Raw genomic sequence first — 26,847 nt, 5'->3', positions numbered from 1 at the left:
CCGCCGGCGCCGGCGCTGGCCAGAAACGCCGCCTGACGCGACAATGCCGCGTCGGCCGGGCTGCGCGAGCCGTGCGTGGCCCCAGAACACACCAGACCCCGGGGGGAGGTCATCTCGATGCTGCGGGCACTGCTTTATGCGTTTCTGGCCGCGGCGGCCGTCGCCGCGCTGTCCGGCTGCGGCTCGTCCGGCGGCGGGCCTGCGGTGGTCGCCATCGCCGATGACGAGGCCTATCGCGGCCCCCTGGCGGCGGCGGTATCGCCGGTGCAGTTCGCCGGCGCCTCGGCGACGGACCGCAACTGGCTGCAGCGGGAAGTCGTGCGGGTCATCGGCGAATCCGATGCCTTCGCCACCGTGATACCGCTGTCCGCACGCGGCGAGAGCAACGAGGCGGAGGTGATCATCGACCCGAGCGTGGTGAGCGTGGAGCGCTACAGCGGCGGCCTGAACCGCGTGGATTTGCGGCTGCGCGCGCAGCGCAAGAGCACGGGCGCCGTGGGCCTGGACCAGGTCTACCGCGGCAAGCGCCGCGGCCGGACCAGCGCCATCGTCGATGCCGCGTCAGCCGCGGCGAAGGACCTCCGGCGCAAATACGGCGAGCGGCCTGTTTTCTGACATCCAGGGCCGAGCAGCGAAGCGCCACCAGGTGCTGGGGCCGGCCGCCCCTCGCCCCCCCGCCCCTCGCCCCTTTCATCAACGATACTGCCGGAGATACCACCACTCGAAGCCCCGCTTCAGCCAGTGGAAGGCCACGGAGTTGGGCAGTATCCAGTTCCGCTTCTCGGTGCGCCAGACCACCATGCCGCGGTCGTTGGCATCGACGATGCAGAGGAGCTCCACGTCGAAGGTGGCCGTCGCCGGCTCGCCCCTGAGCTCCGCCACCAGGTTCTTCGCGGCGGCCTTGGCCTGCAGGTCCGCCATGTGCGCCTGCTTTGGCATCCATTCCGGGCCCGGAAAGCTGCCGGAGTCACCGGCAACGTAGACGCGCTCGGTGCCCGGCACCCTGCAATGGGCGTCGGCCTGGATCAGCCCGCCCGGCGAGCGCGGCAGCTCGGTGTCGTCGAACCACTGGTTGCCGGTCATGCCCGGCATGAAGACGATCAGGTCGGCGGCGAATTCCCCGCCCTCGGTCGTGACCTTGTCGGCGGTGAAGCCCTTCAGCTTGTGGCCAAGGTGGGTCTCGATGCCGACCTTCTGCATCTCCCCGAGCAGCTTGTCCACGGCCTTGGGGCCGAGCCGGTTGCCGGGTCGCTCGGCGGGCGTGAAGAAGACGATGCGGAAGCGCTCGCGGCGGCCCTCGCGGCGCAGCTGGCGGTCGAGCCCGAACAGGAACTCGAAAATGGGCCCGCCGCGCATGGAGGCCGGCTCCTTGGGGTTGCCCGCGAAGCCCATGGCGACGGTGCCGCCGTCTAAGGCCTTGATGCGATCGCGGATGGCTTCGGCGGCGGCGATGCCTTCGCAGGGGGTGATGGCGTGCTCGATGCCGGGCAGCTTCTTGATGAAGCGCCCACCGCTCGCGATGATCAGGCCGTCGTTCTCGATGTCGCCGTCGCTGGTGTGCAGGGTGCGGCCGTCGGCGCTGAGGCCCGTGGCCGCCGCGGCACGATGGGTCACCTGCATGCGCCGGAAGAAGGGCACCAGGTCGATGCGCAGGTCCTCACCATTGCGCAGGCCGCACGGCACCCAGATGAGGCCGGGGTAGTAAATGAGCTCGGGCTTGGGGCTCACCACCGTAATGTCTAGGCTCGGATCCGCCTCGCGCAGGGACGAGACGGCGGTGAGCGCCCCGAAGCCGGAACCGACGATGCTGACGCGTGGCATGGGACAATCTCCTAAAAGCTTAGCGCCGGATGAATGGGCGCGGATGTGGACGTGCCTGCCGCCCGTGTAAACCGATGTCCGGCCAGCGCCCTGGTGAGCGGCGCCGGGCTCGTGCAGGCCCGAGCGGCCGGGACGCCAGGGCTGCTTCAGCCGGCGTCCGCCGCGGCCGGCAGCGTCTCCCGCAGCAGCGGCAGCAGCACGGGCCAGACGTTGTCGAGCAGCCGCGGCTGCGCAGCGGCGGTGGGATGCAGGCCGTCCGCCTGCATCAAACCGCGGTCTTCGGCCACACCGTCGAGCAGCCGCGGCACCAGCGCCGCGCCGGTGGCCGCGGCCACCTCGTCGTAGAGCCCCTGGAACTGTTCTGCATAGGCGCTGCCGTAGTTGGGCGGCAGACGCACACCGATGAGCAGCACCCGCGCACCGGCGGCCCGGGCCTCCCGCACCATGGCCGACAGCGCCGCGGCGATGCGCTTGGGCGGAAAGCCGCGCAGGCCGTCGTTGGCGCCGAGCTCGATGACCACCACCGCCGGGTTGTGCTCGGCGAGCAGCGCCGGCAGCCGCGAGCGCCCGCCCGCGGTGGTGTCGCCGGAGATGCTGGCGTTGATCACCTGATGCGGCAGGCCCTGTGCGACCATGCGCTGCCCGAGCAGGCCGACCCAGCCTTGGTCCAGCGCAATCCCGAAGCCCGCGCTCAGGCTGTCCCCCAGCACCAGGACGCGCGGGCCGCCGGCGCCGGTCGGTACGGTGTCCGCCGGTGCCAGGCCCGGTGTCGCCGCTAGCAGCGCCATGATCACAAGCAGCGCGCGCCACAGGGGCGCACAGCTTACGCAAGGAGACCGCATGAATACCCCAGAAATCCTGTGCCGTGCCGATGGGCTGGCCAAACATGTTAGCGGCCCCGGCGGTCGCCTGACCATCCTGCACGGACTCTCGCTGCGGGTCGCCGCCGGCGAGGCCGTGGCCATCGTCGGCGCCTCCGGCAGCGGCAAGTCCACGCTGCTCGGCCTGCTCGCGGGGCTGGACGCCCCGAGCGGCGGCGAGGTGGAGCTGTGCGGCACCCGCCTGTCCACACTGGACGAGGACGGCCGTGCCGCCCTGCGCGGCGGGCGCGTCGGCTTCGTCTTCCAGAACTTCCAGCTGCTGCCCACCCTGACCGCGCTGGAGAACGTCTCCCTGCCGCTGGAGCTCGCCGCCGCCGGCGAGCAGACGGCAGCCCGCGGCAACGGCGGCGTGCGACCGGACACGGGCATGCAGGGGGCGGACGCCACCGCGGTGGCGCGCGAGGCGCTGGAGCGCGTGGGTCTCAGCGCCCGCGCCGGCCACTATCCGCGCCAGCTCTCCGGCGGCGAGCAGCAGCGCGTGGCCATCGCCCGCGCCTTCGCCCCGGGGCCGCGGATCCTGTTCGCGGACGAGCCCACGGGCAACCTGGACCTCGCCACCGGGCAGCGGATCATCGATCTGCTGTTTGCGCTGCGCGCGGACGCCGGCGCCGCCCTGGTGCTGGTGACCCACGACGAGGCCCTCGCCGCGCGCTGTGACCGCCGCCTCGGCATGCGCGACGGCCACCTGGAGGTGCTGCCATGAGTGCCGGCAAAGCACGCATGCCCGCCGCCGCTCCCTGGCGCCTCGCGCTGCGGCTGCTGCGGCGCGACTGGCGCAGCGGCGAGCTCTACCTCCTCGCTGCGGCCCTGGTGCTGACGGTGGCCGCCATCACCGCCGTCGGGTTCTTCACCGACCGCATCGAGCGCACCATGCAGCGCCAGGGCGGCGAGCTCATCGCCGCTGATCTGGCCATCGATTCATCGCGGCCCATCCCGCCGAGCTTCGCCGATGCGGCCGCCGCCCGCGGCCTTGAGGTCGCCCGCACCCTGACCTTCCGCAGCGTGGTGCTCGCCGGCGACGACACCCAGCTGGTGCAGGTGAAGGCGGTGGACGACGCTTATCCCCTGCGCGGCGAAATGCGCCTCAAGGCGGACATCGACGCCGCCGAGCAGCCCGCCCCCGGTCCGCCGGGCGACGGCGTCGCCTGGGTGGAGCCGCGCTTGCTGTACGTGCTCGGCGCCGACCCGGGCGCCCGCATCGACCTCGGCGAGGCGACCTTCACGGCAGACCGGCTCATCGCCTACGAGCCGGACCGGGGCGGAAACTTCTTCCAGATCGCCCCGCGGGTGATGATCCACATGGACGCGCTGCCGGCCACGGGCCTGGTGACAGCGGCGAGCCGGGTGCGCCATCGCCTGCTGGTGGCGGGGCCGCGGGATGCCGTGGCGGACTTCGCGGCATGGGCCGAGCCGCGGCTGCCGGCCAGCGCCGGGCTCATCGACGCCCGGGAGGCCCGCCCGGAATTCGCCACCGCGGTGGACCGGGCCTCGCGCTTCCTGCACCTGGCGGCGCTGACCACGCTGCTGGTGGCCGGGGCGGCCATCGCGCTCGCAAGCCGCCGGCTGGTGGACCGCCAGACCGACGCCGTGGCGGTGATGCGCTGCCTGGGTGCGCCGCGTCATCTGCTGACCCGCATCTTCGCCATCCGGCTCCTGAGCTTCGGGCTCCTGGCGAGCCTCGCCGGCTGCCTGCTGGGCTGGCTCGGCCAGCGCGGACTCGCGCTGCTGTTGGCGGATTGGGTCGAAGGCCCCCTGCCCGCCGCCTCCATCCAGCCGGTTTTCGTCGGCATCGGCACCGGTCTGGTGGCCCTGGCGGGCTTCGCGCTGCCGCCGCTGCTGCAGCTGGCGGACGTGCCGCCGCTGCGGGTCCTGCGCCGGGACCTGGGGCCGCCGCGGGTGTCGGTGGCCTTCGCCGGGCTCGGCGCCGCCGCTGCGCTGGCCTTGATGATCCTGTGGCAGGCCGGGGATGTGGAGCTGGCCTGGAAGCTGCTGCTCGGCGTCGTCGCCGCCGTGGCGGCGCTGGTGACCCTGGGCGCGGTCATGGTCTGGCTCGCAGGTCTGGCGGCGGCCCGCACCCGCGGCATCTGGCGGCTCGGGCTCGCCGGGCTGGCGCGCCGGCCGGCGGCGGCCATCCTGCAGATCACGGGCTTCGGCCTCGGCATCCTGGCGCTGCTGCTGCTGGCGGTGGTGCGGGTGGACCTGCTGCGCAGCTGGCAGGAGACACTGCCGGAGGGGGCGCCGAACCGCTTCCTGATCAACATCCAGCCCCACGAGCGCGACGCCCTCGCGGACTGGCTGGCTGACCACGACATCGACGGCGCGGGTATCTTCCCCATGATCCGCGGCCGGCTCACGGGCATCGGCGCGCGCGACATCGAGCCGGACGACTACGAAGACCCGCGTGCCGAGCGCCTCGCAGCCCGGGAGTTCAACCTGAGCTATGCCACGGCGCTGCAGGCCGACAACAGCATCATCGCCGGGCGCTGGTGGAGTGGCGCCGGGCAGACGGCGCCCGCGCCCGGGCAGTTCTCGGTGGAGGAAGGCATTGCCGAGACGCTCGGCATCCGCTTGGGGGACAGACTGCGCTTCCAGGTGGCGGGGCAGACGGTGAGCGCCCCCGTCACCAGCCTGCGGCAGGTGCAGTGGGACAGCTTCAACGTCAACTTCTTCGTCATCGGCACGCCGGGGCTGCTCGCGGAGCAGCCCGCCACCTACATCACCAGCTTCTACCTGCCGGCATCGCGGGAGGCGCTGGTGCCGGAGCTGCTGCGGGCCTTCCCGAGCGTGACCCTCATCGACGTGGGCGCACTGCTGGCACAGGTGCGCGGCATCATCGAGCAGGGCATCCATGCGGTGGAATACGTCTTCCTGTTCACGCTGGCGGCTGGGCTCCTGGTGATGTATGCGGGCATCCAGGCGAGCCTCGCCGTGCGCCGGGCCGAGCACGGCGTGCTGCGCACCCTGGGCGCCAACCGCCGGCAGCTGCTGCGCGGGCTGCTGGTGGAGTTCACCGCCGCCGGGCTGCTGGCGGGGCTCACCGCATCCATCTTTGCGCAGATCACGGGCTTCGTGCTGGCCCGCCAGCTGTTCGACCTGCCCTTCGCCCCCAACCCGTGGCTTTGGGTCTTCGGCGTGCTCGGCAGCGGTGCGGCCATCGGCCTCGCCGGCACGCTCGGCACCTATCGCGCGCTGGTGCGCCCGCCGCTGGCGGCCCTGCGCGGGGCGGGCTGACGGCGTCGGCCCGCGTGGCCCGCCCCCGCAGTTGCGCGGTGGGGGCGCGCCGCCCGCACCTCAGACGTGCAGAATGCAGCGCTTCCAGGGCTCGACGCCCGGCGGACGGCGCCCGTGGACGCGCTCGTGGATCTGCCGCAGGAGCACCAGGTCCTCCCACACCTCCGCCGGCCAGCCGGCGCGGTCGCTGCGGGCAGCGAAAAGTGAGACCCGCGCCCCGGCTTGCTATCATGCGCCCGCTCCGCCACCGAGTCCGCCGCCGCACCATGCCCGTCGCTCAGCCGCTCCATCCGCCCGCCACGCTGCTGCTCGGCGCTCTGCTGGTCGTGACGGGCGGCGTTGCCGCGCAGACGGGGGGAGCCGCCGCGCGCACGGACCTGCGGGACCTGGACCTGCGCGTGACCGCGGCGGACATCCAGCCGGCGGTGACCATCGAGGAGTACGATAACCGCACGGTGGAGCGCTTCAGCGTCAACAACAACACCTACATGCTGAAGATCACGCCCACCGCCGGCGCGCCCTACTACCTGGTGGACGAGGACGGCTCCGGCGACATGGAATGGCGCCGCAACGCAGCGGGCCTGAGCACACGGGTGCCGCAATGGACGCTGATGAGCTGGTGAGCCGCCGGGATGCCGCCATCGCCATTCCCAGGCGCCTCCAGGCAGCCCCGCCAGGCAGCCCCCAGCCGACACCGGGTGCCCCAGTGCGCCGCACGGCCCCGCGCGACGGCGCCGCCACCACAAGAGGACAGCGCATGAACCCCATCGCCATCCCCGCCGGACGCGGCACGCGCCTCATCGCCGCATGCGGCGCCCTGCTGCTGTGGGCGGCCACCGCGGGCACCGCAGTCGCCGACACCGTCGCCGAGGTGCGCGAGCGCAACATGCTCAAGTGCGGCGTCAACGGCGAGGTCCCGGGCCTCTCCCACCGCGACGCCGACGGGCGCTGGAGCGGCCTGGACGTGGATTTCTGCCGTGCCGTCGCCGCCGCCGTGCTGGACGATGCCGACGCCGTGGAGCTGGTGGCGCTCACACCGGACGAGCGCTTCGGCGCCCTGCGCAGCGGCAGCGTGGACCTGCTGGCCCGCAACACCACCTGGACCGGGCAGCGCGACATCACCGAACGCGTGAGCTTCGCCGGCGTGCTCTACTACGACGGCCAGGGCTTCATGGTGCCGCGCAAGACCGACACCCTGAGCGCCCTGGAGCTGGACCGCAGCAAGGTCTGCGCCATCTCCGGCACCACCAGCGTCGATAACGCCAAGCGCTGGTTCACCCGCCACCGCATGGCGCTGGAGCTGATTGTGCATCCGGACCTGGAAACGGCCGCCGCCGCCTACCTGGACGGCAAGTGCGACACCCTGACCACGGACCGCTCCCAGCTGCACGCGCTGCGCGGGACACTGCCGGACCCGGCCGCCCAGCGCATCCTGCCGGAGGTGATTTCCAAGGAGCCGCTCAGTCCCGCCGTGCGCGCCGGCGACGAGCGCTGGCTCGACCTGGTGCGCTGGACCCTGTTCACGCTCATCGAGGCGGAGGAGCTCGGCATCGACGCGACCAATGTCGTCGCCGCGAAGAACCGGGCCCAGAGCGACCGCGTCCGCGCCCTGCTGGACCTGGACGGCACCACCTCCAACGTCCTCGGCATCGACCCCGCCTGGGGCTATCGCGTCATCCGCGCCGTGGGCAACTACGGCGAGCTGTTCGAGCGCAACCTGGGGCCGGCCTCGGGCCTCGGCATCAAGCGGGGGCTGAACGCGCTCTGGTCCGACGGCGGCCTCATGTACGCCCCGCCCGCGCGCTGAGCCCCCGCACGCGCGCCTGAGGCCGCCACACACCGCGGCCGGAACGACATTCATGGCCCACCAACCCTTGCTTGCCCCCTTTGCAGCCCTGCGCCCGGCCCCTGGCCGCGCCGCAGAGGTCATCGCGCCGCCCTACGACGTGGTGGACACCGACGAGGCCCGACAGCTGGTGGACGGCCGCCCACACAGCTTCCTGCATATCTCGCGGGCCGAGGTGGACCTGCCGGCGGGCACCGATGCCTACGCACCGGAGGTCTATGCCCGGGCGCGCGCCAACCTGGACGCACTGCGCGACGCGGGCGTGCTGCAGCAGGACCCGGCCCCCTGCTTCTACGCCTACCGACTGGACGCCGCCGGCCGCAGCCAGACGGGCCTGGTGGCCGGCGCCTCGGTCGCGGCCTACCTCGACGGGCGTATCCGCAAGCACGAGCTGACCCGCCCCGCCAAAGAGGACGACCGGGTGCGGCAGATTGCAGCGCTGGATGCACAGACCGGCCCGGTGTTTCTGGTGCACCGGTCGGCGCCCCGGCTGCGGGCGCTGCTGGCCGGCGTGTGCGCGTCGGGCCCGCCCGCCGCGGATGTGCAGGATGGCGACGGCGTTCGCCACCGGCTCTGGGTCATCGCCGATGCGGCGCAGATCGCGGCGCTGACCGCCGCCTGCGAGGCCCAGCCCGCGCTCTACGTCGCCGACGGCCACCATCGCTCCGCCGCGGCGGCGCGGGTGGCAGCCGAGCGCGGCGAGACCGGGCACGCCCGCTTCCTCGCCGTCACCTTTCCCGACGACGAGCTGCGCATCCTGCCCTACAACCGCATCGTCCGCGACCTGGACGGGCACGACTGCGCCTGGCTGCTGGAGCGCGCCCGCGAGCGCTTCGAGGTCACGACTGCGCCGGCGCCGGTGCAGCCTGCGGTGCGCGACGAATTCGGGCTTTACTGCGACGGCCGCTGGTGGCGGCTCAAGCTGCATGAGACGCTGCTGCGGCAATCGGATGACCCGGTGGCACGCCTTGCCGTGAGCCTGCTGCACGAGCACCTGGTGGCGCCCGTGCTCGGCATCACAGACCCGCGCCGGGACCCGCGCATCGACTTCGTCGGTGGCAGCCGCGGCCTGGCGGGGCTCTTGGCCCCCGTGGACGCGGGCCGCGCGGCGCTGGCCCTGGCACTGCCCGCCACCGGCATCGACGAGCTGTTGGCGGTGGCGGATGCCGGCGCCATCATGCCGCCCAAGTCCACCTGGTTCGAGCCGAAGCTCGCCGACGGGCTGGTGAGCCTGGTGCTGGACTAGCTGCCGGCGCGGCCGGCGGCGCCCGGCGCCCGTCCTGCTGGGCGGCGACCCGGTCCCCGCTCCCATCCCCCCAGCCATGGTGCAGACCACCACCAACCTTCCGGAGCGCGTCGAGGACGATGCCGCCGCCGTGCGCCACTGGCTCGCGCGGATCGGGGCACGCTACGACGCGGCAGGCAGACGCCGCCTCGAGGCGGCCTGTGAGCTGCTGCTCGACTGCCACGGCGACGCCGTGCTCGAAACCGGCGAAAGCGCCGTGCGCCACCGCCTGGCGGCGGCGGATATCCTGTTCGGGCTGCGCATGGACGCGGACACCCTGTGCGCGGCCCTGCTGCAGGGCTGCCCGGACCACAGGGACCCCGGGGCCGCGGCGCTCGCCGAAACCTTCGGCCCCGGTGTGGCGCGCATGACCGCCGATCTCGCCCGCATCGAGCAGCTGACCCGTGTCGAGTACGTGGCCGAGGGCGGCAAGCGCGCCGCGCGCAACCGCCTGGCGCGGGAAGAGAACCTGCGGCGCATGCTGCTGGGCGTCGCCGAGGACGTGCGCGTGGTGCTGCTAGTGCTCGCCGACCGCCTGCACCTGCTGCGCCGGACCAAGCACCTGGACGCCGAGCGCCGGCTGGAAATCGCCGACGACACCCGCCGCGTCTATGCCCCCCTCGCCAACCGCCTGGGGGTGTGGCAGCTCAAGTGGGAGCTGGAAGACCTGGCGCTGCGCGCCGCCGAGCCGGACACCTACATGCGCATCGCCAAGGCCCTGGCGGAGCGCCGCAACGAGCGCCAGGACTACATCGCCCGGGTGCTCGCCGCGCTGCGGGCCGAGCTCGCCGCCGCCGGCATCCGGGCCGAGGTCACGGGGCGGCCCAAGCACATCTACAGCATCTGGCGGAAGATGCAGCGCAAGGGCGTGGACATCGACCAGATCTTCGATCTGCGCGCGGTGCGCATCCTGGTGGATGACGTGCCCGCCTGCTACTCCGCGCTGGGCGTGGTGCACGGGCTTTGGCCCCACATCCCGTCCGAGTTCGACGACTACATCGCCACACCCAAGGGCAACAACTACCAGTCCCTGCACACGGCGGTCGTGGGTCCGGAGGACAAGCCGCTGGAAGTGCAGATCCGCACCCACGCCATGCACGAGCACGCCGAGTACGGCGTCGCCGCGCACTGGGCCTACAAGGAGGCCAAAGGCCACGACCCGGACTTCCAGCGTCGCGTGGTGTCCATGCGCCACTGGCTGGAGCAGGCGGGCGATGCGCGGCGCGACGGGGACGCGGCGCCGCTGGAAGGCGACCTGGCCTCGGCGCACGTCTATGTGCTCACACCGCAGGCCAAGGTGGTGGAGCTGCCGCGGGGGGCCACGCCGCTCGACTTCGCCTACGCCATCCATTCGGAAATCGGCCATCGCTGCCGCGGCGCGCGGGTGGACGGGCGCATGGTGCCGCTCACCTACCAGCTGAGGAGCGGCGAGACGGTGGAGATCCTGACCCAGAAGAACGCCCACCCGAGCCGCGACTGGCTCAGCCCGCACCACGGCTACATGGTCACCGCGCGGGCACGCAACCGCGTGCGGCAGTGGCTCAAGCAGCAGGACTTCGACCGCCACCTCGCCGAGGGTCGCGCCGCGCTGGAGCGGGAGCTGACCCGCCTCGGCATCGAGGCCTCGCCGCAGCCGGAGAAGCTCGCCGAGCGCTTCAACCTCAAGACGGGCGACGACCTGCTCGCCGCCGTCGGCCGCGGCGACCTCGCCGTCGGCCAGGTGGCGCGGCAGGTGGGCGAGCCCCGGGCGGAGCGCCGCGAGCCGCCGGACGCCCTGCCTCCGCCGCGCGCACCGGCACCCCCACGCGAGGCCGCCGGGCGCTCCGACGTGGTGGTGGAGGGCGTGGGCGACCTCATGACCCACATGGCGGCCTGCTGCCGGCCCGTGCCCTACGACAAGCTGGTGGGCTATGTGAGCGTCGGCCGCGGCGTCATCGTGCACCGGCGCAGCTGCCGGGAGATCCTGAAGCTGAGCGCCGAGGAGCGCGCGCGGCTGGTGGACGTGACCTGGGCGGACCAGCCGGCGGAGAGCGCCCATGCCGTGGGCGTCGAGCTGACGGCGGCGGACCGCCGGGGCCTGCTGCGGGACATTTCCTCGGCGCTGGCGGACGCCGACGCCAATGTGCTCGACAGCGATACGCGCACCGACGCCACCACCGACATCGCCCACATGCACTTCACCGTTGCGGTGATCGACGCCGCCCACCTGGAGCGGATCATTGCCCGCCTGAAGCAGCTGCCGGACGTGCTGGACGTGCGCCGCGCACAATGAGGCCGCGCAACGAGCAGCCGCACTGAACCCACCCGCAAGGCATGGTAGGATGCCCGGTGTTTCCGCGCAGGGCATGGGCCCGGCGCCCGTCCCGCAGCGGCTCACTGGCATGCAGACCATCCTCGTCACCGGCGGCGCCGGATTCATCGGCGGCAACTTCGTGCTCCACATGCTGAGCACGCAGGACGCCCGCATCGTCAACCTGGACAAGCTCACCTACGCCGGCAATCCGGATACCCTGGCCAGCGTGCGCGACGACCCGCGGCACGTCTTCGTACAGGGGGACATCGGCGATGCGGATCTGGTGGCGCGGCTGCTGCGCGAGCATCAGGTGGACGCGGTGGTGAACTTCGCCGCGGAGAGCCACGTGGATCGCTCCATCGACGGCCCTGCGGCCTTCATCGAGACCAATGTCGTCGGCACCTTCAACCTGCTCGACTGCACGCGAGATTACTGGGCCGGGCTCGACGCCGATGCCAGGGCGGGCTTCCGCTTTCTGCACGTATCCACGGACGAGGTCTACGGCTCGCTTGGCCCCTCCGGCGCGTTCACCGAGACCACGGCCTACGCGCCCAACTCGCCCTATTCCGCGTCCAAGGCGGCCTCAGACCACCTGGTGCGGGCCTGGCACCACACCTACGGCCTGCCGGTGCTCACCACCAACTGCTCCAACAACTACGGCCCCTTCCAGTTTCCGGAGAAGCTGATTCCGCTCATGATCGCCAAGGCCCAGGCCGGCGAGCCGCTGCCCATCTACGGCGACGGCAGCAATGTGCGCGACTGGCTGTATGTGGAAGACCACTGCCGGGCCATCGCCCGGGTGCTGGCGGCGGGCCGGCCGGGCGAGGTCTACAACGTCGGCGGCAACAGCGAGAAGACCAACATGGAGGTGGTGGACACCCTCTGCGCCCTGCTGGACGAGGCGCTGCCCCAGTCGCCGCACCGCCCGCACGCGCAGCTGAAGCAGTTCGTCACCGACCGCCCCGGCCACGACCAGCGCTACGCCATCGACGCCTCCAAGCTCCAGCGGGAGCTGCGCTGGACGCCGCAGGAGAGCTTCGAGACGGGCCTCAGGAAGACGCTGCACTGGTACCTGGACAACCAGGACTGGGTACAACGGGTCATGGACGGCAGCTACCGCGGCGAGCGACTCGGCGCTGGTGCCGCCGCCCAGCCCTGACCCGCTCGGCGGCGCAACCAGCAAGCGACACCGACAGCCGCATCGACCAGCAGACAGTGACACCATGACGCGCAAGGGCATCATCCTCGCCGGCGGCTCCGGCACCCGGCTGCATCCGCTGACGCTCTCGCTCAGCAAGCAGCTGCTGCCGGTGTACGACAAGCCGATGATCTACTACCCGCTGTCGGTGCTGATGATGGCAGGCATCCGGGAGATCCTCGTCATCACCACGCCCCGGGACGAGCCCGCCTTCCGCGCCCTGCTCGGCGACGGCAGCCAGTGGGGCATCCGGCTTGCCTACGCCGTACAGCCGGAGCCCGGCGGACTGGCGCAGGCCTTCATCATCGGCCGGGACTTCGTGGCAGGGCAGCCGAGCTGTCTGATCCTGGGCGACAACATCTTCTACGGGCACGGGCTCATCAACAGCCTCAAGGCCGCGGCGGCGCAGGATGAGGGTGCCACGGTGTTCGGCTACTGGGTGCGGGACCCGGAGCGCTACGGCGTCGCCGAGTTCGCGCGCGACGGCAGCGTCGTCGGCCTCGAAGAGAAGCCCGCGCGGCCCAAGTCCAACTATGCCGTCACCGGCATCTACTTCTATGACGCCCAGGTCTGCGGGCTGGCGGCGGAGCTTGCGCCATCACCGCGCGGTGAGCTTGAGATCACCGACCTCAACCGCCGCTACCTGGAGCAGGGCAACCTGCGCCTGGAACGGCTCGGGCGCGGCACCGCCTGGCTGGACACGGGCACCCACGAGTCACTCATCCAGGCGGCCAATTTCATCGAGACCATCGAGGAGCGCCAGGGGCTCAAGGTGTGCGCGCCCGAAGAAGTCGCCTATCAGCAGCGCTGGATCGATGCCGGGCAGCTGATGGACATCGCCGAGCCCCTGCGTAAGAGCGGTTACGGCGAGTACCTGCTGAGCCTGCTGCACCGGGAGCAGGAGCCGTGAGTCCGGCCTCCCCGTCGAAGCACCCCGTGGGAGCGGCCTCCGGCCGCGACAGCCCCTGCGCCAAAGCCGGTCGCGGCAGGAATGCCGCTCCCACACGCGCACGCGCACGTGGGAGCGGCCTCCGGCCGCGACAGTCTTCCAGCGCACATGCATTCGCCGGTCGCGGCAGGAATGCCGCTCCCACGAAAGCCACAGCGCCACAGTGATCCACAGCCCCGCCTGACATGAAAGTCACCCCCACCGAATTGCCCGACGTCCTGCTCATCGAGCCCCAGATCCACGGCGACCACCGCGGCTGGTTCGTCGAGAGCTGGCAGCGCGAGCGCTATCGGGAAGCCGGCATCGACGCGGACTTCGTGCAGGACAACCAATCGTTCTCGGCGTGCGGCATCCTGCGCGGACTGCACATCCAGAACCCGCATGGCCAGGGCAAGCTGGTGCAGGTGCTCAAGGGCGAGGTCTTCGACGTGGCCGTGGACGTGCGGCGCAGCTCGCCGCACTTCGGGCGCTGGACGGGTGCGCGACTGAACAGCGAGAACAAGCACCAGCTCTGGGTGCCGACGGGGTTCCTGCACGGCTTCCTGGTGCTGTCGGAGACGGCGCTGTTCAGTTACAAGTGCACGGACCTGTATCATCCCGAAACCCAGTTCGCCGTGCGCTGGGATGACCCGGACATCGGCATCGTCTGGCCCTGGGACGGCGAGCCGAAGCTGTCCGACAAGGATCGCGACGCGCCCCGGCTGCGAGACATCCCCCGCGAGCGCCTGCCGGACTGAGCGGGCGCCGCCACAGCAACCTCCGGGTGCACCACGACCAGCCAATCGTCACGCCCTCCATGCCCGAGCAGCTCGACCCAAAACGCCCCGTCTACGTGGCCGGCCATCGCGGCATGGTGGGCGCCGCCCTGGTGCGGGCGCTCCGCGCAGCCGGGCACCGGAACATTCTCACCCGCACCCACGCGCAGCTGGACCTGACCAATCAGGCCGCGGTGGCGGACTTCTTCGCCGCCGAGCGCCCCGCGCGGGTGTATCTGGCCGCCGCCAAGGTGGGCGGCATCCACGCCAACGACACCTATCCGGCAGACTTCATCTACGACAACCTCCTGATCGAGGCCAACATCATCCATGCGGCCTGGCAGCAGGGGGTGGAGCGGCTGCTGTTTCTCGGCAGCTCCTGCATCTATCCAAGGCTCGCCGAGCAGCCCATGCGCGAAGACGCCCTGCTCACGGGCACACTCGAGCCCACCAACGAGCCCTACGCCATCGCCAAGATCGCCGGCATCAAGCTCTGCGAGTCCTACAACCGCCAGCACGGCACCGACTTCCGCAGCGTCATGCCGACGAATCTCTACGGGCCCGGCGACAACTTCGACCTCGCCAACAGCCATGTCATCCCGGCGCTGATCCGCAAGTTCCACGAGGCCAAAATCGGCGGCTCAGATCACATGCTGGTCTGGGGCAGCGGCACACCGCGGCGGGAGTTCCTGCACGTGGACGACATGGCAGCCGCCTGTCTGCACGTGATGCACCTCGACCTGGCCACCTATCAGGCGCACACCGACCCGCGCATCTCGCACATCAACGTCGGTACCGGCTCGGACGTCACCATCGCGGAGCTTGCGCAGCTGGTGGGCGAGGTGGTCGGCTTTCCGGGCGAGATCCGCCTGGACCCATCCAAGCCCGACGGCGCGCCGCGCAAGCTCCTGGACGTGAGCCGGCTCAAGGCGCTCGGCTGGCAGGCGGAGATTCCGTTGCGCGACGGCTTGGCCCAGGCCTATGACTGGTTCCTCGCCAATCAAGCCGAGCTGCGACGATAAGGCGATGTCGAGCACCCGACTTGCCGTGGGAGCGGCCTCCCGGCCAGACGACCTTCCAGGGCAGAAGCATTTACCCGTCGCGGCAGGATGCCGCTCCCAAACACCACATGATCGAACGCTCCGTAACGAGACCTAATCCCGTGAAGAAAGCTCTAATTACCGGCATCACCGGTCAGGACGGCGCCTATCTCGCCGAGCTGCTCTTGGACAAGGGCTACGAGGTGCACGGCATCAAGCGCCGCAGCTCGCTGTTCAATACGGATCGCATCGACCATCTCTACCAGGACCCGCACGACCCGAACCAGCGCTTTGTGCTGCACCACGGCGATCTCACGGACTCCTCCAGCCTGATCCGGATCATGCAGCAGGTGCGCCCGGACGAGCTCTACAACCTCGCTGCCCAGAGCCATGTGGCCGTCTCCTTCGAAGAGCCGGAATACACCGCCAATTCAGACGCGCTCGGCACCCTGCGGCTCCTGGAGGCCATCCGCATCCTCGGGCTTGAGGACAAGACACGCTTCTACCAGGCGTCCACATCCGAGCTGTTCGGCAAGGTGCAGGAGATCCCGCAGCGGGAGACCACGCCCTTCTACCCGCGCTCGCCCTACGCCGTGGCCAAGCTCTACGCCTATTGGATTACGGTGAACTACCGTGAGGCCTACGGCATCTACGCCTGCAACGGCATCCTCTTTAACCACGAGAGCCCCATCCGCGGCGAGACCTTCGTCACCCGCAAGATCACCCGTGCCATGGCCCGCATCAAGCTGGGGCTTCAGGATCGACTCTACCTCGGCAACCTGGATGCCAAGCGCGACTGGGGCCACGCCCGCGACTATGTGCTGATGCAATGGCTGATGCTGCAGCAGGAGCAGCCCGAAGATTTCGTCATCGCCACGGGCCAGCAATACTCAGTGCGCGACTTCGTGGCCGCCGCCGCCCAGTCCGTCGGCATCTCGATGCGCTGGGAAGGCGAGGGCGTCGAAGAGAAGGGCTTCGATGCCGCCAACGGCAAGTGCATTGTCTCGGTGGACCCGCGCTACTTCCGCCCGACGGAAGTGGAGACACTGCTCGGCGACCCCACCAAGGCCCGCGAGAAGCTCGGCTGGCAGCCCCAGGTGAGCTTCACGGAGCTGGTGGAGGACATGATGCGCTGTGACCTCGCCGAGGCCGAGCGCGATGCCCTCTGCGCCCGCGAGGGCTATCGCATTCTCGACCGCAACGAATAGCCACCAGCGCCTGCGCACCGTGGCGTTCGAGAGTATCATTGCTGCGGCACTGCGGCTGGCGAACAATCTGTCGCCCTGCCGGTCCAGCGCAAGCCGGCGAGACGGGCTGACGGGCTCTGACGCCGGCACCGCCACGTAGCCTGCGCCTGCGGGACGCCGCCCACAAGACCAGCCGAGTGGTCAGGTAGCCATGGATTCTCCAGGCTCCGTCACGATGGGCGGCATGTTCGTCCTCCGCCATGAGAACGCTTTCGCGCTAGAGCATGAATCGAGCGTCCAACGAGCCGCGCATGATGTCCCAGCGCCCGCTGGCTGAGCTTGCCATCATTGCCGGGCTCGTGGCCATCGCCGCCCTGACCTTCCTGCGGCAGATCTTCAACGACGCACTCGGCTATCCGGACGCCGATCGCATCCTGATGGACGGGGTCTTTTTCCGCGACTTCCTCGTCGACCTGCCGCTCCTTGAGCCCTACGACTACATCATCAATTATTTCGGGCAGTATCCGGCGCTGAGCCTCGGCTACCGGCCGCCGTTCTTCCCGTTCGTCGAGGGCCTGTTCAACCTGGTGACGGGCGTCGAGATCTGGAGCAGTCGCCTCGCGCTGTTCAGCTTCGCACTCGCCGGCAGCGCCACCTTCTACCTGTTGCTGCGCCGCACCTTCGATTGGCTGACGGCCGCCGTCGCCACGCTCTTTCTCGTCACGACGCCGTTCGTCGCCCAGTACGGCTGGTACACCATGGCCGAGGTGCCGGTGCTGTCCATGGCGCTGGTCACCCTGTATTTCTTTCAGCGCTACATGAGTGGCGGCACGACGCTCGACCTGGCGCTGACGGCGGCCGCTTTGGTGCTCGCCCTCTACACCAAGCAGACGGCCATGGTGCTGGCACTCTGGATGGTGCTCTACACCCTCGGCAGCCTGCGTCTGCTGGAACAGCTGCGCCAGCGCCGTGTGTGGGTGACCGTCATACTCGCCATCGTTGCCGTGCTGCCATTGGTGGCTGTCACCCTCTGGATGTCCGACCAGCACATGGCGCAGTCGGTGGGTGTCGGCAAGGCGGCCACGGTGCAGGCCAAGCTGCAGACGGACCGACTCCTCGCCTTGCCCGAGCACCTGTATAAGCTGCACCTGACCCCTCCCGTGCTCGCGCTGGCCCTGCTCGGCGCACTGTGGGCACTAGTGCGCCGGGACCGCAGGCTCTGGCTCTGGCTGAGCCTGATCCTTGCCGTGTACCTGCTCTTCACCTACATCGCCAACCAGAACAGCCGCTACCCCATCTTCTGGATACCGGCCTTCTGCGCCCTGGCGGCCATGCCCGTCGGCTTCGCCCGCCCCGGCACCCGCCTGCGCACGGCGCTCGTGGTCATCGCCGCATTGGTGGGCGGCTACCAAGTCTGGCAGGTCTACGCCAAGGCGCCCAAATTCGCCACCGGCTATGACGAGGCCGCCGCCTATGTCCTCGCGCACAGCGAATCGCCGACCGTCTTCTTCGACGGCTACAACAATGGGTACTTCACCTACTTCATGCGCGCGCAGGACCCACAGCGTTCCATGTGGGTCCTGCGCGGCGACAAGCTGCTCACCTCGACATCCATCGGCGGCCGCAACAAGCTGGAGGTCCACATCGAGGATGCGGAAGGTATCGACCAGCTGCTGGACCGCTTCGGCCCGCAGTTCATCGTGGTAGAGAGCCGGAACACCATCAAGCTGCCGGCGCACGATGTCCTGCGGGAGCACCTGAAAGCCTCCGACGACTATCAGCTGCGCAAGACCATTCCTGTCGATACCGGAGAGCCGAGTACCCGACAGCCCCTGGACGACCTCGACCTGTTGGTTTACGAGCACGTCAACCGCCCGCAGCCCACCGGCGGCGTCCTGGAGCTCAGGCTGCCCGTGGTCGGCCAGACGCTGCAGATACCGCTGCGCGACATCGGCTCGCGGTGAGTGAGGGTGGGGGTCAAGTCAACCCCCGGCAGAGCCCGCCGCGGCGGGGATGCTGCCCCCACAAGCTCGACTGCGGCTGAATCAACCCCGCCGGCTGAGCCACCACGCACATCGAACGGTTATCAGCTCACCGCGCGCTATAATGCCCGGCGTCGTCCGATCACAGCACCGAGCGCGCCGGCTCAAACCCCCACCGCGGAAACAGCACCGTGAAGCTCATCGTTCAAATCCCCTGCTATAACGAAGAGCAGACGCTGCCGCAAACTGTTGCCGACATTCCCCGCAACATTGAGGGCGTCGATCAGGTCGAGGTGCTCATCATCGATGATGGCAGTCGAGACCGCACCGTCGAGGTCGCTCGGGAGATCGGCGTCGATCATGTCGTCCGCAACAAACGCAACATCGGCCTCGCCCGGACCTTTCGCAAAGGCCTGGACGCCTGCCTGGTCCGAGGCGCGGACATCATCGTCAACACCGACGGTGACAACCAATATGCCGGCGCCGACATTCCGAAGCTCGTCCAGCCGATCCTCGAAGGCCGCGCGGACATGGTCATCGGTGATCGCGAGACCAACAAGATCCCCCACTTCTCACCGGTCAAGAAATTTCTGCAATACCTGGGCAGCGGCGTCGTCCGCAAGCTCGCCGGCATCTGGGTGCCCGACACCGTGAGCGGCTTCCGCGCCTTCTCCCGGGAGGCTGCGATCCGCATCAACGTGGTCTCGTCCTTCAGCTACACCATCGAGACCGTCATCCAGGCCGGCAAGCGCCAGCTCATGGTGCAGTCCGTCCCGATCCGCACCAATCCCAAGACGCGTGACTCGCGTCTGTTCAAGAGCATTCCGCATTTCATCCAGAACTCGCTGGGCACCATGGTGCGCATGTACGCCATGTACCAGCCACTGCGGGTGTTCTTCTATCTCGGCGCGCTGCTCACCATCATCGGCGTACTGCCGATCATGCGTTTCCTGTTCTTTTATTTCACAGACGGCGGCGGGGGCCATGTTCAATCGCTGCTCCTGGGCAGCGTACTGATCATCCTGGGCTTCATCACCTTCATGATCGGACTGGTCGCGGACCTGATCTCCTTCAATCGCCAGCTGTTGGAGATGACCCTGGAGCGCGTGCGCCGCATGGAGCTCGACCACTTCCGCACCGATGCCACCCTCGGCTCCGACGCGGTCCACAAGAAGGAATAACGGGTCGTCTGTGGATCGCAATGCGCCTCACCGCCGAACAGATCCAAGCCATTCTTGACAGCGTCCATGACATCGCTGGGTCCTGCGCCAAGGTGCGCGTCTTCGGCTCGCGCCTCCAGGACGACGCCCGCGGCGGTGACCTCGATCTCCTCGTCGAGCTGCCGGAGGCCGTCGAGCACCCCGCCCGCCTGAGCGCGCGCCTGTCCGCCCGCATTTCGCGCTCCATGCACGGCCGCAGCGTGGACATCGTCTTGTTGGCGCCCAACCTGCGTCGTCTGCCGATCCACGACATCGCCCTGCGTGAGGGCCGGCTCCTGTGACCATTCCCGAGAGCACCCGCCAGCGCCTGCGCTTCCTGACTCGGGTGGTCTCGAAGGAGGCAAAGCACCTGACCGAAACCAACGAACGCCTTTTCGCCACGGCGTTCACAGCCGAGCGCGCCGCCGCCCTCCAGCATGACCCGGACCTCGCCGAGCGCGTTGACGCCTTCGTGAGTCGCTTCGGCCGTTTGCAGGACACACTCGGCGACAAGCTGCTGCCCACGCTGCTGTCCGCACTCGGAGAGACTCCCGCCCCCAAGATCGACATGCTGGACCGCGCAGAGCGCCTCGGCCTCATCGCGTCCAGTGAGCAGTGGATGCAGCTCCGCCGACTGCGCAATCAGATGATCCACGAGTACGTCGAAGACCCCAAAGTGCTCGCTGACGCCCTCGAAGCCGCGCACGCGGCCGTCGCCGCCCTTGTCGGCGCCAGCCAAGCGATGACTGACGAGATTGCGCGCAGAAGGTGGTCCTGACGCCCTGGCAGACACGGCCTGGATCGTTTTTCCAGCCCGCGCCTGGTCGATGCCGCGTAGCCAGGGCTTCCAGCCCTGGTTTCGTCAGGCCGGGACAGCGGCCGGATGCGACTGACAGCCATTCGAATCCGAGCGATCAAGGTCGAGCGGCCTTGATCATAACGCCGACCACCGGAGCCGCTGACTGCGTAGTCAGGCCATCCCGGCCTCACACAAACAGGGCTGGAAGCCCTGACTACGCAGGCCCGTCCGACCATGCACACACTACTCGACCCCACCAACGACTACGTCTTCAAGCGCCTGTTCGCCCAGGCCCCCGAGCTGCTGGTGGCCCTGATCAACGACCTGCGCCCCGACCTCCCCGACATCGCCTCGGTGCACATCCTCAACCCCGGCGTCGAGCCTACCGAGCTCACCGGCAAGTACATCGTCCTCGATGTCCTCGCTCGGGACGCCGCCGGGCACTGCTACAATGTAGAGGTCCAGGTCCGGCGCTTCGGCGCCTGGCACAAGCGCGGACTGTTCTACCTGGCGCGTACCCTGGGCGGACAGCTCACCGCCGGCAAGGATTATCAGGAGCTGCGCGCCTCGGTCGGCCTGCATCTGCTGGACTTCGATCTGTTCACCGCCACCGCGCCCGAGCGCCAGCAAGCGCTCTGGCGCTTCGAGATGCGCGATGAATGCCTGCCGAGCGTGTCGCTGGGCAACATCCTGCAGATGAACCTGATCGAGCTCAGGAAAGCGGACCGTCTCGGTCTCACGTCCGGCCCGCTGCGCGCCTGGATCACCTTCTTCAAACACTGGCAGGAGGAACTCATCATGGCCCACTTCACCCACGAGCCGGTCCAACAGGCCATGGCCCGCCTCCGCGAGCTCAGCGCCGACGAAGAGACGCGCCGCCTGGCCTTCGTGCGCGAGCGCGCCCTGCACGACGAGGTCTCGCTGCTCAACGATGCGAAGCGGGAAGGCCGCAAAGAGGGACTCGAAGAAGGCCGCAAAGAGGGACTCGAAGAAGGCCGCAAAGAGGGACTCGAAGAAGGCCGCAAAGAAGGCCGCGAAGAAGCTCGCGAAGAAGCTCGCGAAGAATTCGCACGTAACCTCATTGCGATAAATCTGCTCACCGACGAGCAGATCGCCACCGCTTCCGGCTTAACGGAAGCACAGATCAAAGCACTCCGAGCAAGTTGATCGACCACCGCCGCGCCAGACCTTCACCACAACCCCGACCGTACGGATGGCTACCCAGGCAAATGACAAGGGTGGACAAGCGCAGCGCAGTCCACCTCACCCCCGCAAGTCCGGCGCGCCTGGGTCGGGCCACGCCGATTCGCATCTCCTACATCCCCAGAGCTTCCCAGCGGCCGGGCCGCCCCGGTACTCCATGCGACTGACAAGGCTCCAAATCCAAGCGATCAAACGGGCAGTCGCCGATCACTTCGGCGCCGATGCGCAAGTATGGCTGTTCGGCTCCCGCACCGACGACAAACGCCGCGGCGGTGACTTCGACTTCTATGTCGAGACAGCCCTCGACGACCCCGCCGAGGTCATCGACCGCAAGCTGCGCGTACTTGCCCAGCTCCACGCCACGCCCGATTTCGAAGACGAAAAGATCGACCTCGTCATCAAGCCCGCAATCGCCGGCCCCTATCCGCCCATTTACGACCGGGCACGCCGGCAAGGTGTCCGCCTGTGACGAACCCCCAAGCGCTCCAAGCCGCCCTAAAGGAATGCGAGCGCCATGCCGCAGTGCTGAGGGAAGCACGGAACAAAATCCGTGCAACGCACTTCACCGCCGCGGGAGCTCCGCAATCAGCTGGCCCATGAATACATCGATGCGCCGTCCCTCAAGGCCGCTGCACTGGCCCGCTTCATCGATGGCGTTGAAGACATGCTCGCGGTCTGGCACCACGTCTCGGCCTACGCCAACCGCGAGCCTGGGTCCTGACGCCAGAGCGTGCCGTCACGGTAGAAGCGCCGCACTACGCGGATGCCCACCACCCCCCGGGGGAGCGGCATCCCTGCCGCGACGACTTTGAGAACGCGAGCCAGCACCCATCGGAGCAAGGACGCAGCGCCCACAGCAACCGCGCCTCGTCCGAGCCTCATCCCGAGCGCCAAAATCACCAGCGCCCCACCAGCACCCATCGCGTCGGGAACGCCGCCGCACAGCAAAGCCCCCACATCGCTCCTAAGGTATAATCCCCAGTGCTCGCGGCCACGACCAGCCGCTCACGCACCTTGCCCGTCAGCGCGCAGCAATCCCATGCAGCCCAGCGTACAACCACCCTGCTTCGCGCAAGCACTGACGCCACCGCGCCCGGTCTCCGACCTGCGCCAGCACCCAGGGAGAACCCCAGTGATTGGCCGCGTCGGCCCGGAACCGGACGCCGCCGCAAGGTCCGGTGCGCCGGCTCATTCGCTTTCGGCAGCTCCGGCCGCTGAAAATACCGGTACATCCCGCCCCGCGCGACAAGCCCGACGGTGCTGATCAATGACCGCGGGCCGAGTCCTCTGCGTCACATCCAACTTCCCCCGCTGGGCGGGGGACTCGACGACCCCGTTCGTGCTGCACCTGGCGCAGGACCTGCAGGCGCTCGGCTGGCAGGTGGACGTGCTCGCACCCCATGCGCCCGATGCCTCCCAAAGCGAAACCCTCGGCGGTGTGCGCGTCGAGCGCTTCCGCTATCTCTGGCCCGAGCGTGCGCAGACCGTGTGCTATCAGGGCGGCGCGCTGATCAACCTGCGCAAGAACCCCCTGAACAAGCTCAAGCTGCCGGCCCTGGTCGGCGCAGAAACGCTCGCCATCGCCAGGCGCTTACGCTCGCGCCGCTATGACATCCTGCATTCTCACTGGATTCTGCCGCAAGGCTTCGCCGGGCGCATCGCAAGCGCCGTCGCGCCACTCCCACACGTCCTGACCGTCCACGGCGGCGACATCTTCGGCTTGCGCGGGCGCCTGATGGGCCACTTCAAGCGCGCAGCCCTGCGCGGCGCCGACGCGGTGACGGTGAACAGCTCGGCCACGGGCCGGGCCGTCCTGGAGATCGCCGAAAAACTGCCCAGACTTGAGCGCATCCCAATGGGCATCGCGGTCAACCCGCCCGATGCACGCCAGCAGGCCCTCGCCGCGGAGCTCCGCGCGGCACATCGTCGCGGCAACGGACCACTGCTCTTATTCGTCGGCCGCGTAGTCGAGGAAAAGGGCGTCGAAGACCTACTCCAGGCAACCCGCCTGCTGCGCCGCAGCCACCCCGACGTCCGCGCCTTGATCGTCGGCGAAGGCCAGGACCGTGCGGCCATGGAGCGCATCGCAAGCGACATTGGCATCGCCGACTGCACCAGCTTCACCGGCTGGGTTGCGCCCGAAGACATCCCCGCCTACATGCGCGCTGCCGACGCTTTTGTCGGACCGTCCCGCACCGGGCGCGGCGGCTGGATCGAGGCCCAGGGGCTGACGTTTCTGGAAGCCATGGGCGCCGGCGTCTCGGTCGTCGCCACCCGCAGTGGTGGCATCGTCGATGCCGTGATCGACGGCGACACCGGACTCCTCGTAGACGAGCGCGCCCCGGGGCAAATCGCTCGGGCCATCGAGCGGCTGGTCGCCGATGCGCCGTTCGCGGCACAGCTCTCCGCAGCGGCGGCGACCCGCGTCCGCCAACAATTCTCACGCGAAGCGACTGCTGCACGCTTCTCCGATCTGTTCAGCTCGCTGCTCAGTGAGCGCCAAGCATCGATTCGACGCAACTCGGGCTCCACAGACGCCAGCTTGCCTGGTCAGGTCCCATGACCCCGGACGACGCACAGTTCAAGCGCAGCCACGCCTACGGTGATATCGCCCACCGCGAGCGCAAGGCCGGCAAGATTCACCGGCTGATCGCGGAGATACGTCCGCTCGCCGACTGTCATGTTCTCGAGGTCGGCGCCGGGGCGGGCATCATCAGCCGCGCCTTGTCGCGCGTCGTCGGCGCCGCGGGCAGTGTGACCGCGGTGGACGTCGTCGACGAACGGGTAGTCACCGACGGGTATCGCTTCCAGCAGGTCGCAGACGCACGGCTACCGTTCGACGACGGCTGTTTCGATGTCGTCATCTCCAACCATGTCATCGAGCATGTTGGGCCGCGACCGGCACAGCTTGTTCATTTGCGCGAGATTCGCCGGGTGCTGCGCCCCGACGGCCTGCTCTACCTCGCCGCGCCAAACCGCTGGGCAATAGTGGAGCCACACTTTCATCTGCCGGCACTCAGCTGGCTGCCGCATGGACTGGCAGACCGCTACGTCCGCGCGACTGGCCGCGGCGACCGCTACGACTGCTGGCCGCGCGGGCCCCAGGGACTGCGCGCCCTGTTTGCGGAAACAGGCTTCCACATCATGGACATCTGTCCCGCCGCCGTCAGACTGGAGGCAGCGCAGCGACAGGGACCGATTGCCCGCATGCTTCGGGCCACACCAGATGCAGCGCTGCGACGCCTTAGCCTGCTGATGCCATCGCTAATCTTCAGCGCAAGCCCCATGCCAGAGCCCGCACAAGCTCAATCATAAGCATGGTGCGATCGGCAACAGCACAACCAGAGACAGAAGTGACCGCACGATGTCGATCCTTTGGATCAGCAAACGCCTATACATGCACAAAGACCTACTATCGGATCGGTTCGGACGCTACTACGAGCTTCCCCTACGCTTGTCCCGGTCCGGTTTCGACGTCGACATGGTGCTCTTCAGCTACAGATGGCGCCACGCCGAGCGGGTACGGATCAACGATCATTTCACGATACGCAGCTACGGCATTCTCGGCGCCGGTGCCATGCTCCTTCATCTGCTCGCCCAGGCCCGCTCCGATAAAATACAGATTATCCTAGGCTCATCCGACATGCCCTACTGCATCCTTGCAGTTCTCCTTGCCAAGCTCGTCGGCCGACGCTGCGCTTGTGATATCTACGACAACTTCGAAACTTATACCAGTGCACGAATTCCGCTGCTACTTCCACTCTTCTACCAGGCCCTACACAAGACCGACGTTATCGTAACCTTCGAGCAGACGCTCAGCGACTATCTCCAAGATGCCCACCGTGTCGGGGCAATCTGCACCGTACCCAACGGAGTCGACCCAACAGTCTTTCGCCCACTTGACAAGCTGGACTGCAGACGCGCCCTCGGCCTGCCTGCCGACGTTCCAATTGTTGGCTATTTCGGCTCACTCACCAAACAGCGAGGCTCACAAACGCTTTTTCAAGCTTTCGATCGGATACGGAAAGCGGTGCCGGATACGGTGTTTCTGTTGGCCGGCGGCGTGGAGCCAGAAATACAGTTACCGGCGCACAATCTCAAGCACCTCGGACTTCTCCCACAACAGGCCCTGCCTCAAGCCATCTGCGCGAGCGACGTCTGCTGCATCCACTACTCCAACAATGACTTCGCGCGCTTCAGCTTCCCACAGAAAATGATGGAATACATCGCTTGCGGGGTACCCTTTGTTGCGCCTCAGATCGGAGGCGCCGGGCGTTTCCTTGCCGACTTTCCTTACTTGCTCTACCGCGTGGACGATGCGCAGCACATGGCATTGCAGACTCTCGCTCTGTTGCGGAACCCCGACAGGCCTCTGCCCCCCCCATGGACCTGGGCCCAGGCAGCAGAGAGCTTCAACGCTGTACTGTCACAGGTCCCCATGGAGCCAACGACGTGAGCGATCGCACCACTCCACACCACCCAGAGTTCACTCAGGGATCTGGCCCGCACCACTACAGCACTCCCAAAATCAGCGTTATCACGGTTGCCTTCAACGCTGGCAACACCATTGAGCGCACGATCACTTCCGTCCAAGCGCAAACCTACCCCAATATGGAGCATATTGTTATTGACGGTGGCTCAACGGACGACACCATATCCATGCTTGACCGCTATCGCCCGCACTTCGCCCACTGCGTCTCAGAGCCTGACCGCGGCATCGCCGACGCAATGAACAAGGGCGCAACTGCTGCCACCGGCGATTATTACGTCTTCCTCAACGCCGACGATTCGTTCGCAGACCCCTCCGCATTGGAAGCAGCGTTGCAGGCCATTGCGACCGCCCCCGGCTATGACTTTTACGCCTTCTGCATATTCTTCGGCAGCCCCGACAATTATGAAAGGCGCTGCTCTCGCTCACTAGATTGGCGGATGCGCTTCAAAACCGGAATCTTCCACCAGGGCGTGCTCTGCAACGCGAGTGCTCACCACAAACTCGGTGGATTTCGCACGACGCTGTCCTACGCACTCGATTACGATTACTTTCTCCGAGCTTACCTCGCAGGAATGAGCCTTCGCCCGATCAACCAGACTTTGGCATTCATGTCTGTCGGCGGCATGAGCACAGGCCGGGACTGGCCATCGGTCCGCCGCCGCTTAGACCAAGAGCAACAGATTCAT

At 68.4% G+C, this 26,847-nt stretch carries 25 protein-coding genes; 23 read left to right on the top strand and 2 right to left on the bottom strand.

From position 1 onward, the window contains the following. Positions 1-117 precede the first annotated feature (117 nt). Positions 118-615 (top strand): hypothetical protein, encoded by a 498-nt coding sequence (locus tag QZ607_RS20090; RefSeq protein ID WP_295886312.1) that lies wholly within the window; start codon positions 118-120, stop codon positions 613-615. Between the two features lie 78 nt (positions 616-693). Here the strand turns inward: QZ607_RS20090 and QZ607_RS20085 are convergent, their stop codons facing one another. Continuing rightward, positions 694-1,821, bottom strand: a complete 1,128-nt coding sequence (locus tag QZ607_RS20085) for an FAD-dependent oxidoreductase (protein WP_295886310.1) — start codon at positions 1,819-1,821, stop codon at positions 694-696. A gap of 146 nt (positions 1,822-1,967) precedes the next feature. Continuing rightward, positions 1,968-2,609 (bottom strand): arylesterase, encoded by a 642-nt coding sequence (locus QZ607_RS20080; RefSeq protein WP_295886308.1) that lies wholly within the window; start codon positions 2,607-2,609, stop codon positions 1,968-1,970. Between the two features lie 52 nt (positions 2,610-2,661). Here QZ607_RS20080 and QZ607_RS20075 point away from each other — a divergent pair, with 52 nt between their 5' ends. The 22 genes from QZ607_RS20075 to QZ607_RS19970 all read left to right on the top strand — a co-directional run. Continuing rightward, positions 2,662-3,405 (top strand): ABC transporter ATP-binding protein, encoded by a 744-nt coding sequence (locus QZ607_RS20075; RefSeq protein ID WP_295886307.1) that lies wholly within the window; start codon positions 2,662-2,664, stop codon positions 3,403-3,405. Beyond that, entirely contained in the window at positions 3,402-5,933 is a 2,532-nt protein-coding gene (locus tag QZ607_RS20070; RefSeq protein WP_295886305.1) for an FtsX-like permease family protein, read from the top strand. The genes QZ607_RS20075 and QZ607_RS20070 overlap by 4 nt, the downstream gene beginning before the upstream one ends. Positions 5,934-6,199: 266 nt before the next feature. Further along, complete coding sequence (locus tag QZ607_RS20065) at positions 6,200-6,556, top strand: DUF2782 domain-containing protein (RefSeq protein WP_295886303.1); 357 nt, start codon at positions 6,200-6,202, stop codon at positions 6,554-6,556. Continuing rightward, on the top strand, positions 6,535-7,740 hold the full coding sequence (locus tag QZ607_RS20060; protein WP_295886301.1) for an amino acid ABC transporter substrate-binding protein: 1,206 nt from the start codon (positions 6,535-6,537) through the stop codon (positions 7,738-7,740). The genes QZ607_RS20065 and QZ607_RS20060 overlap by 22 nt, the downstream gene beginning before the upstream one ends. Before the next feature lie 52 nt (positions 7,741-7,792). Next, on the top strand, positions 7,793-9,025 hold the full coding sequence (locus QZ607_RS20055) for a DUF1015 family protein (protein ID WP_295886298.1): 1,233 nt from the start codon (positions 7,793-7,795) through the stop codon (positions 9,023-9,025). Between the two features lie 76 nt (positions 9,026-9,101). Further along, entirely contained in the window at positions 9,102-11,336 is a 2,235-nt protein-coding gene (locus tag QZ607_RS20050; protein ID WP_295886297.1) for a bifunctional (p)ppGpp synthetase/guanosine-3',5'-bis(diphosphate) 3'-pyrophosphohydrolase, read from the top strand. A 109-nt stretch (positions 11,337-11,445) separates the two neighbouring features. Next, positions 11,446-12,516 carry a dTDP-glucose 4,6-dehydratase gene (gene rfbB, locus QZ607_RS20045; protein ID WP_295886295.1) on the top strand — a complete coding sequence of 357 codons (1,071 nt, stop codon included), beginning with the start codon at positions 11,446-11,448 and terminating at the stop codon, positions 12,514-12,516. 64 nt (positions 12,517-12,580) lie between these two features. Then, positions 12,581-13,465: a glucose-1-phosphate thymidylyltransferase RfbA gene (gene rfbA / locus QZ607_RS20040; protein ID WP_295886293.1), complete on the top strand. Its 885-nt coding sequence runs from the start codon at positions 12,581-12,583 to the stop codon at positions 13,463-13,465. 224 nt (positions 13,466-13,689) lie between these two features. Continuing rightward, entirely contained in the window at positions 13,690-14,241 is a 552-nt protein-coding gene (gene rfbC, locus QZ607_RS20035; RefSeq protein WP_295886291.1) for a dTDP-4-dehydrorhamnose 3,5-epimerase, read from the top strand. Between the two features lie 59 nt (positions 14,242-14,300). Further along, positions 14,301-15,281: a GDP-L-fucose synthase gene (locus QZ607_RS20030; RefSeq protein ID WP_295886289.1), complete on the top strand. Its 981-nt coding sequence runs from the start codon at positions 14,301-14,303 to the stop codon at positions 15,279-15,281. Positions 15,282-15,388: 107 nt separating this feature from the next. Continuing rightward, positions 15,389-16,507 (top strand): GDP-mannose 4,6-dehydratase, encoded by a 1,119-nt coding sequence (gene gmd, locus QZ607_RS20025; RefSeq protein ID WP_295886288.1) that lies wholly within the window; start codon positions 15,389-15,391, stop codon positions 16,505-16,507. Positions 16,508-16,800: 293 nt separating this feature from the next. Next, entirely contained in the window at positions 16,801-18,450 is a 1,650-nt protein-coding gene (locus QZ607_RS20020) for a glycosyltransferase family 39 protein (RefSeq protein WP_295886286.1), read from the top strand. A 209-nt stretch (positions 18,451-18,659) separates the two neighbouring features. Beyond that, a complete protein-coding gene (locus tag QZ607_RS20015; RefSeq protein ID WP_295886284.1) occupies positions 18,660-19,649 on the top strand; it encodes a glycosyltransferase family 2 protein in 990 nt (329 codons plus the stop codon). A 20-nt stretch (positions 19,650-19,669) separates the two neighbouring features. After that, positions 19,670-19,969, top strand: coding sequence for a nucleotidyltransferase domain-containing protein (locus QZ607_RS20010; RefSeq protein ID WP_295886282.1), 300 nt, complete (start codon positions 19,670-19,672; stop codon positions 19,967-19,969). Continuing rightward, positions 19,966-20,445, top strand: a complete 480-nt coding sequence (locus QZ607_RS20005; protein ID WP_295886279.1) for a hypothetical protein — start codon at positions 19,966-19,968, stop codon at positions 20,443-20,445. The genes QZ607_RS20010 and QZ607_RS20005 overlap by 4 nt, the downstream gene beginning before the upstream one ends. A gap of 255 nt (positions 20,446-20,700) precedes the next feature. Continuing rightward, positions 20,701-21,633, top strand: a complete 933-nt coding sequence (locus tag QZ607_RS20000) for an Rpn family recombination-promoting nuclease/putative transposase (protein WP_295886277.1) — start codon at positions 20,701-20,703, stop codon at positions 21,631-21,633. A 193-nt stretch (positions 21,634-21,826) separates the two neighbouring features. Next, positions 21,827-22,138: a nucleotidyltransferase domain-containing protein gene (locus QZ607_RS19995; RefSeq protein WP_295886275.1), complete on the top strand. Its 312-nt coding sequence runs from the start codon at positions 21,827-21,829 to the stop codon at positions 22,136-22,138. An 81-nt stretch (positions 22,139-22,219) separates the two neighbouring features. Then, on the top strand, positions 22,220-22,390 hold the full coding sequence (locus tag QZ607_RS19990; protein ID WP_295886273.1) for a hypothetical protein: 171 nt from the start codon (positions 22,220-22,222) through the stop codon (positions 22,388-22,390). A 546-nt stretch (positions 22,391-22,936) separates the two neighbouring features. After that, positions 22,937-24,232 carry a glycosyltransferase gene (locus tag QZ607_RS19985; RefSeq protein ID WP_295886271.1) on the top strand — a complete coding sequence of 432 codons (1,296 nt, stop codon included), beginning with the start codon at positions 22,937-22,939 and terminating at the stop codon, positions 24,230-24,232. Beyond that, positions 24,229-24,984, top strand: coding sequence for a bifunctional 2-polyprenyl-6-hydroxyphenol methylase/3-demethylubiquinol 3-O-methyltransferase UbiG (locus tag QZ607_RS19980; RefSeq protein ID WP_295886269.1), 756 nt, complete (start codon positions 24,229-24,231; stop codon positions 24,982-24,984). Before QZ607_RS19985 ends, QZ607_RS19980 begins: the two co-directional genes overlap by 4 nt. 82 nt (positions 24,985-25,066) lie before the next feature. Next, positions 25,067-26,125 carry a glycosyltransferase family 4 protein gene (locus tag QZ607_RS19975; protein ID WP_295886267.1) on the top strand — a complete coding sequence of 353 codons (1,059 nt, stop codon included), beginning with the start codon at positions 25,067-25,069 and terminating at the stop codon, positions 26,123-26,125. Continuing rightward, on the top strand, positions 26,122-26,847 hold a 726-nt coding region (locus QZ607_RS19970), incomplete at its 3' end, for a glycosyltransferase family 2 protein (RefSeq protein ID WP_295886265.1). The genes QZ607_RS19975 and QZ607_RS19970, both read left to right, overlap by 4 nt.

The organism is uncultured Thiohalocapsa sp., from assembly GCF_913063425.1.
Taxonomy (GTDB): domain Bacteria; phylum Pseudomonadota; class Gammaproteobacteria; order Chromatiales; family Chromatiaceae; genus Thiohalocapsa.
This window is presented reverse-complemented; position numbering and strand designations above follow the sequence as displayed.

What these genes read in the sequence shown, in the direction of transcription:
- QZ607_RS20090 (WP_295886312.1), top strand. Translation starts at nt 118, where the DNA reads ATGCTGCGGGCACTGCTTTATGCGTTTCTGGCCGCGGCGGCCGTCGCC.
- QZ607_RS20085 (WP_295886310.1), bottom strand. Translation starts at nt 1,821, where the DNA reads ATGCCACGCGTCAGCATCGTCGGTTCCGGCTTCGGGGCGCTCACCGCC.
- QZ607_RS20080 (WP_295886308.1), bottom strand. Translation starts at nt 2,609, where the DNA reads ATGGCGCTGCTAGCGGCGACACCGGGCCTGGCACCGGCGGACACCGTA.
- QZ607_RS20075 (WP_295886307.1), top strand. Translation starts at nt 2,662, where the DNA reads ATGAATACCCCAGAAATCCTGTGCCGTGCCGATGGGCTGGCCAAACAT.
- QZ607_RS20070 (WP_295886305.1), top strand. Translation starts at nt 3,402, where the DNA reads ATGAGTGCCGGCAAAGCACGCATGCCCGCCGCCGCTCCCTGGCGCCTC.
- QZ607_RS20065 (WP_295886303.1), top strand. Translation starts at nt 6,200, where the DNA reads ATGCCCGTCGCTCAGCCGCTCCATCCGCCCGCCACGCTGCTGCTCGGC.
- QZ607_RS20060 (WP_295886301.1), top strand. Translation starts at nt 6,535, where the DNA reads ATGGACGCTGATGAGCTGGTGAGCCGCCGGGATGCCGCCATCGCCATT.
- QZ607_RS20055 (WP_295886298.1), top strand. Translation starts at nt 7,793, where the DNA reads ATGGCCCACCAACCCTTGCTTGCCCCCTTTGCAGCCCTGCGCCCGGCC.
- QZ607_RS20050 (WP_295886297.1), top strand. Translation starts at nt 9,102, where the DNA reads ATGGTGCAGACCACCACCAACCTTCCGGAGCGCGTCGAGGACGATGCC.
- rfbB (WP_295886295.1), top strand. Translation starts at nt 11,446, where the DNA reads ATGCAGACCATCCTCGTCACCGGCGGCGCCGGATTCATCGGCGGCAAC.
- rfbA (WP_295886293.1), top strand. Translation starts at nt 12,581, where the DNA reads ATGACGCGCAAGGGCATCATCCTCGCCGGCGGCTCCGGCACCCGGCTG.
- rfbC (WP_295886291.1), top strand. Translation starts at nt 13,690, where the DNA reads ATGAAAGTCACCCCCACCGAATTGCCCGACGTCCTGCTCATCGAGCCC.
- QZ607_RS20030 (WP_295886289.1), top strand. Translation starts at nt 14,301, where the DNA reads ATGCCCGAGCAGCTCGACCCAAAACGCCCCGTCTACGTGGCCGGCCAT.
- gmd (WP_295886288.1), top strand. Translation starts at nt 15,389, where the DNA reads ATGATCGAACGCTCCGTAACGAGACCTAATCCCGTGAAGAAAGCTCTA.
- QZ607_RS20020 (WP_295886286.1), top strand. Translation starts at nt 16,801, where the DNA reads ATGTCCCAGCGCCCGCTGGCTGAGCTTGCCATCATTGCCGGGCTCGTG.
- QZ607_RS20010 (WP_295886282.1), top strand. Translation starts at nt 19,670, where the DNA reads ATGCGCCTCACCGCCGAACAGATCCAAGCCATTCTTGACAGCGTCCAT.
- QZ607_RS20000 (WP_295886277.1), top strand. Translation starts at nt 20,701, where the DNA reads ATGCACACACTACTCGACCCCACCAACGACTACGTCTTCAAGCGCCTG.
- QZ607_RS19995 (WP_295886275.1), top strand. Translation starts at nt 21,827, where the DNA reads ATGCGACTGACAAGGCTCCAAATCCAAGCGATCAAACGGGCAGTCGCC.
- QZ607_RS19985 (WP_295886271.1), top strand. Translation starts at nt 22,937, where the DNA reads ATGACCGCGGGCCGAGTCCTCTGCGTCACATCCAACTTCCCCCGCTGG.
- QZ607_RS19980 (WP_295886269.1), top strand. Translation starts at nt 24,229, where the DNA reads ATGACCCCGGACGACGCACAGTTCAAGCGCAGCCACGCCTACGGTGAT.
- QZ607_RS19975 (WP_295886267.1), top strand. Translation starts at nt 25,067, where the DNA reads ATGCACAAAGACCTACTATCGGATCGGTTCGGACGCTACTACGAGCTT.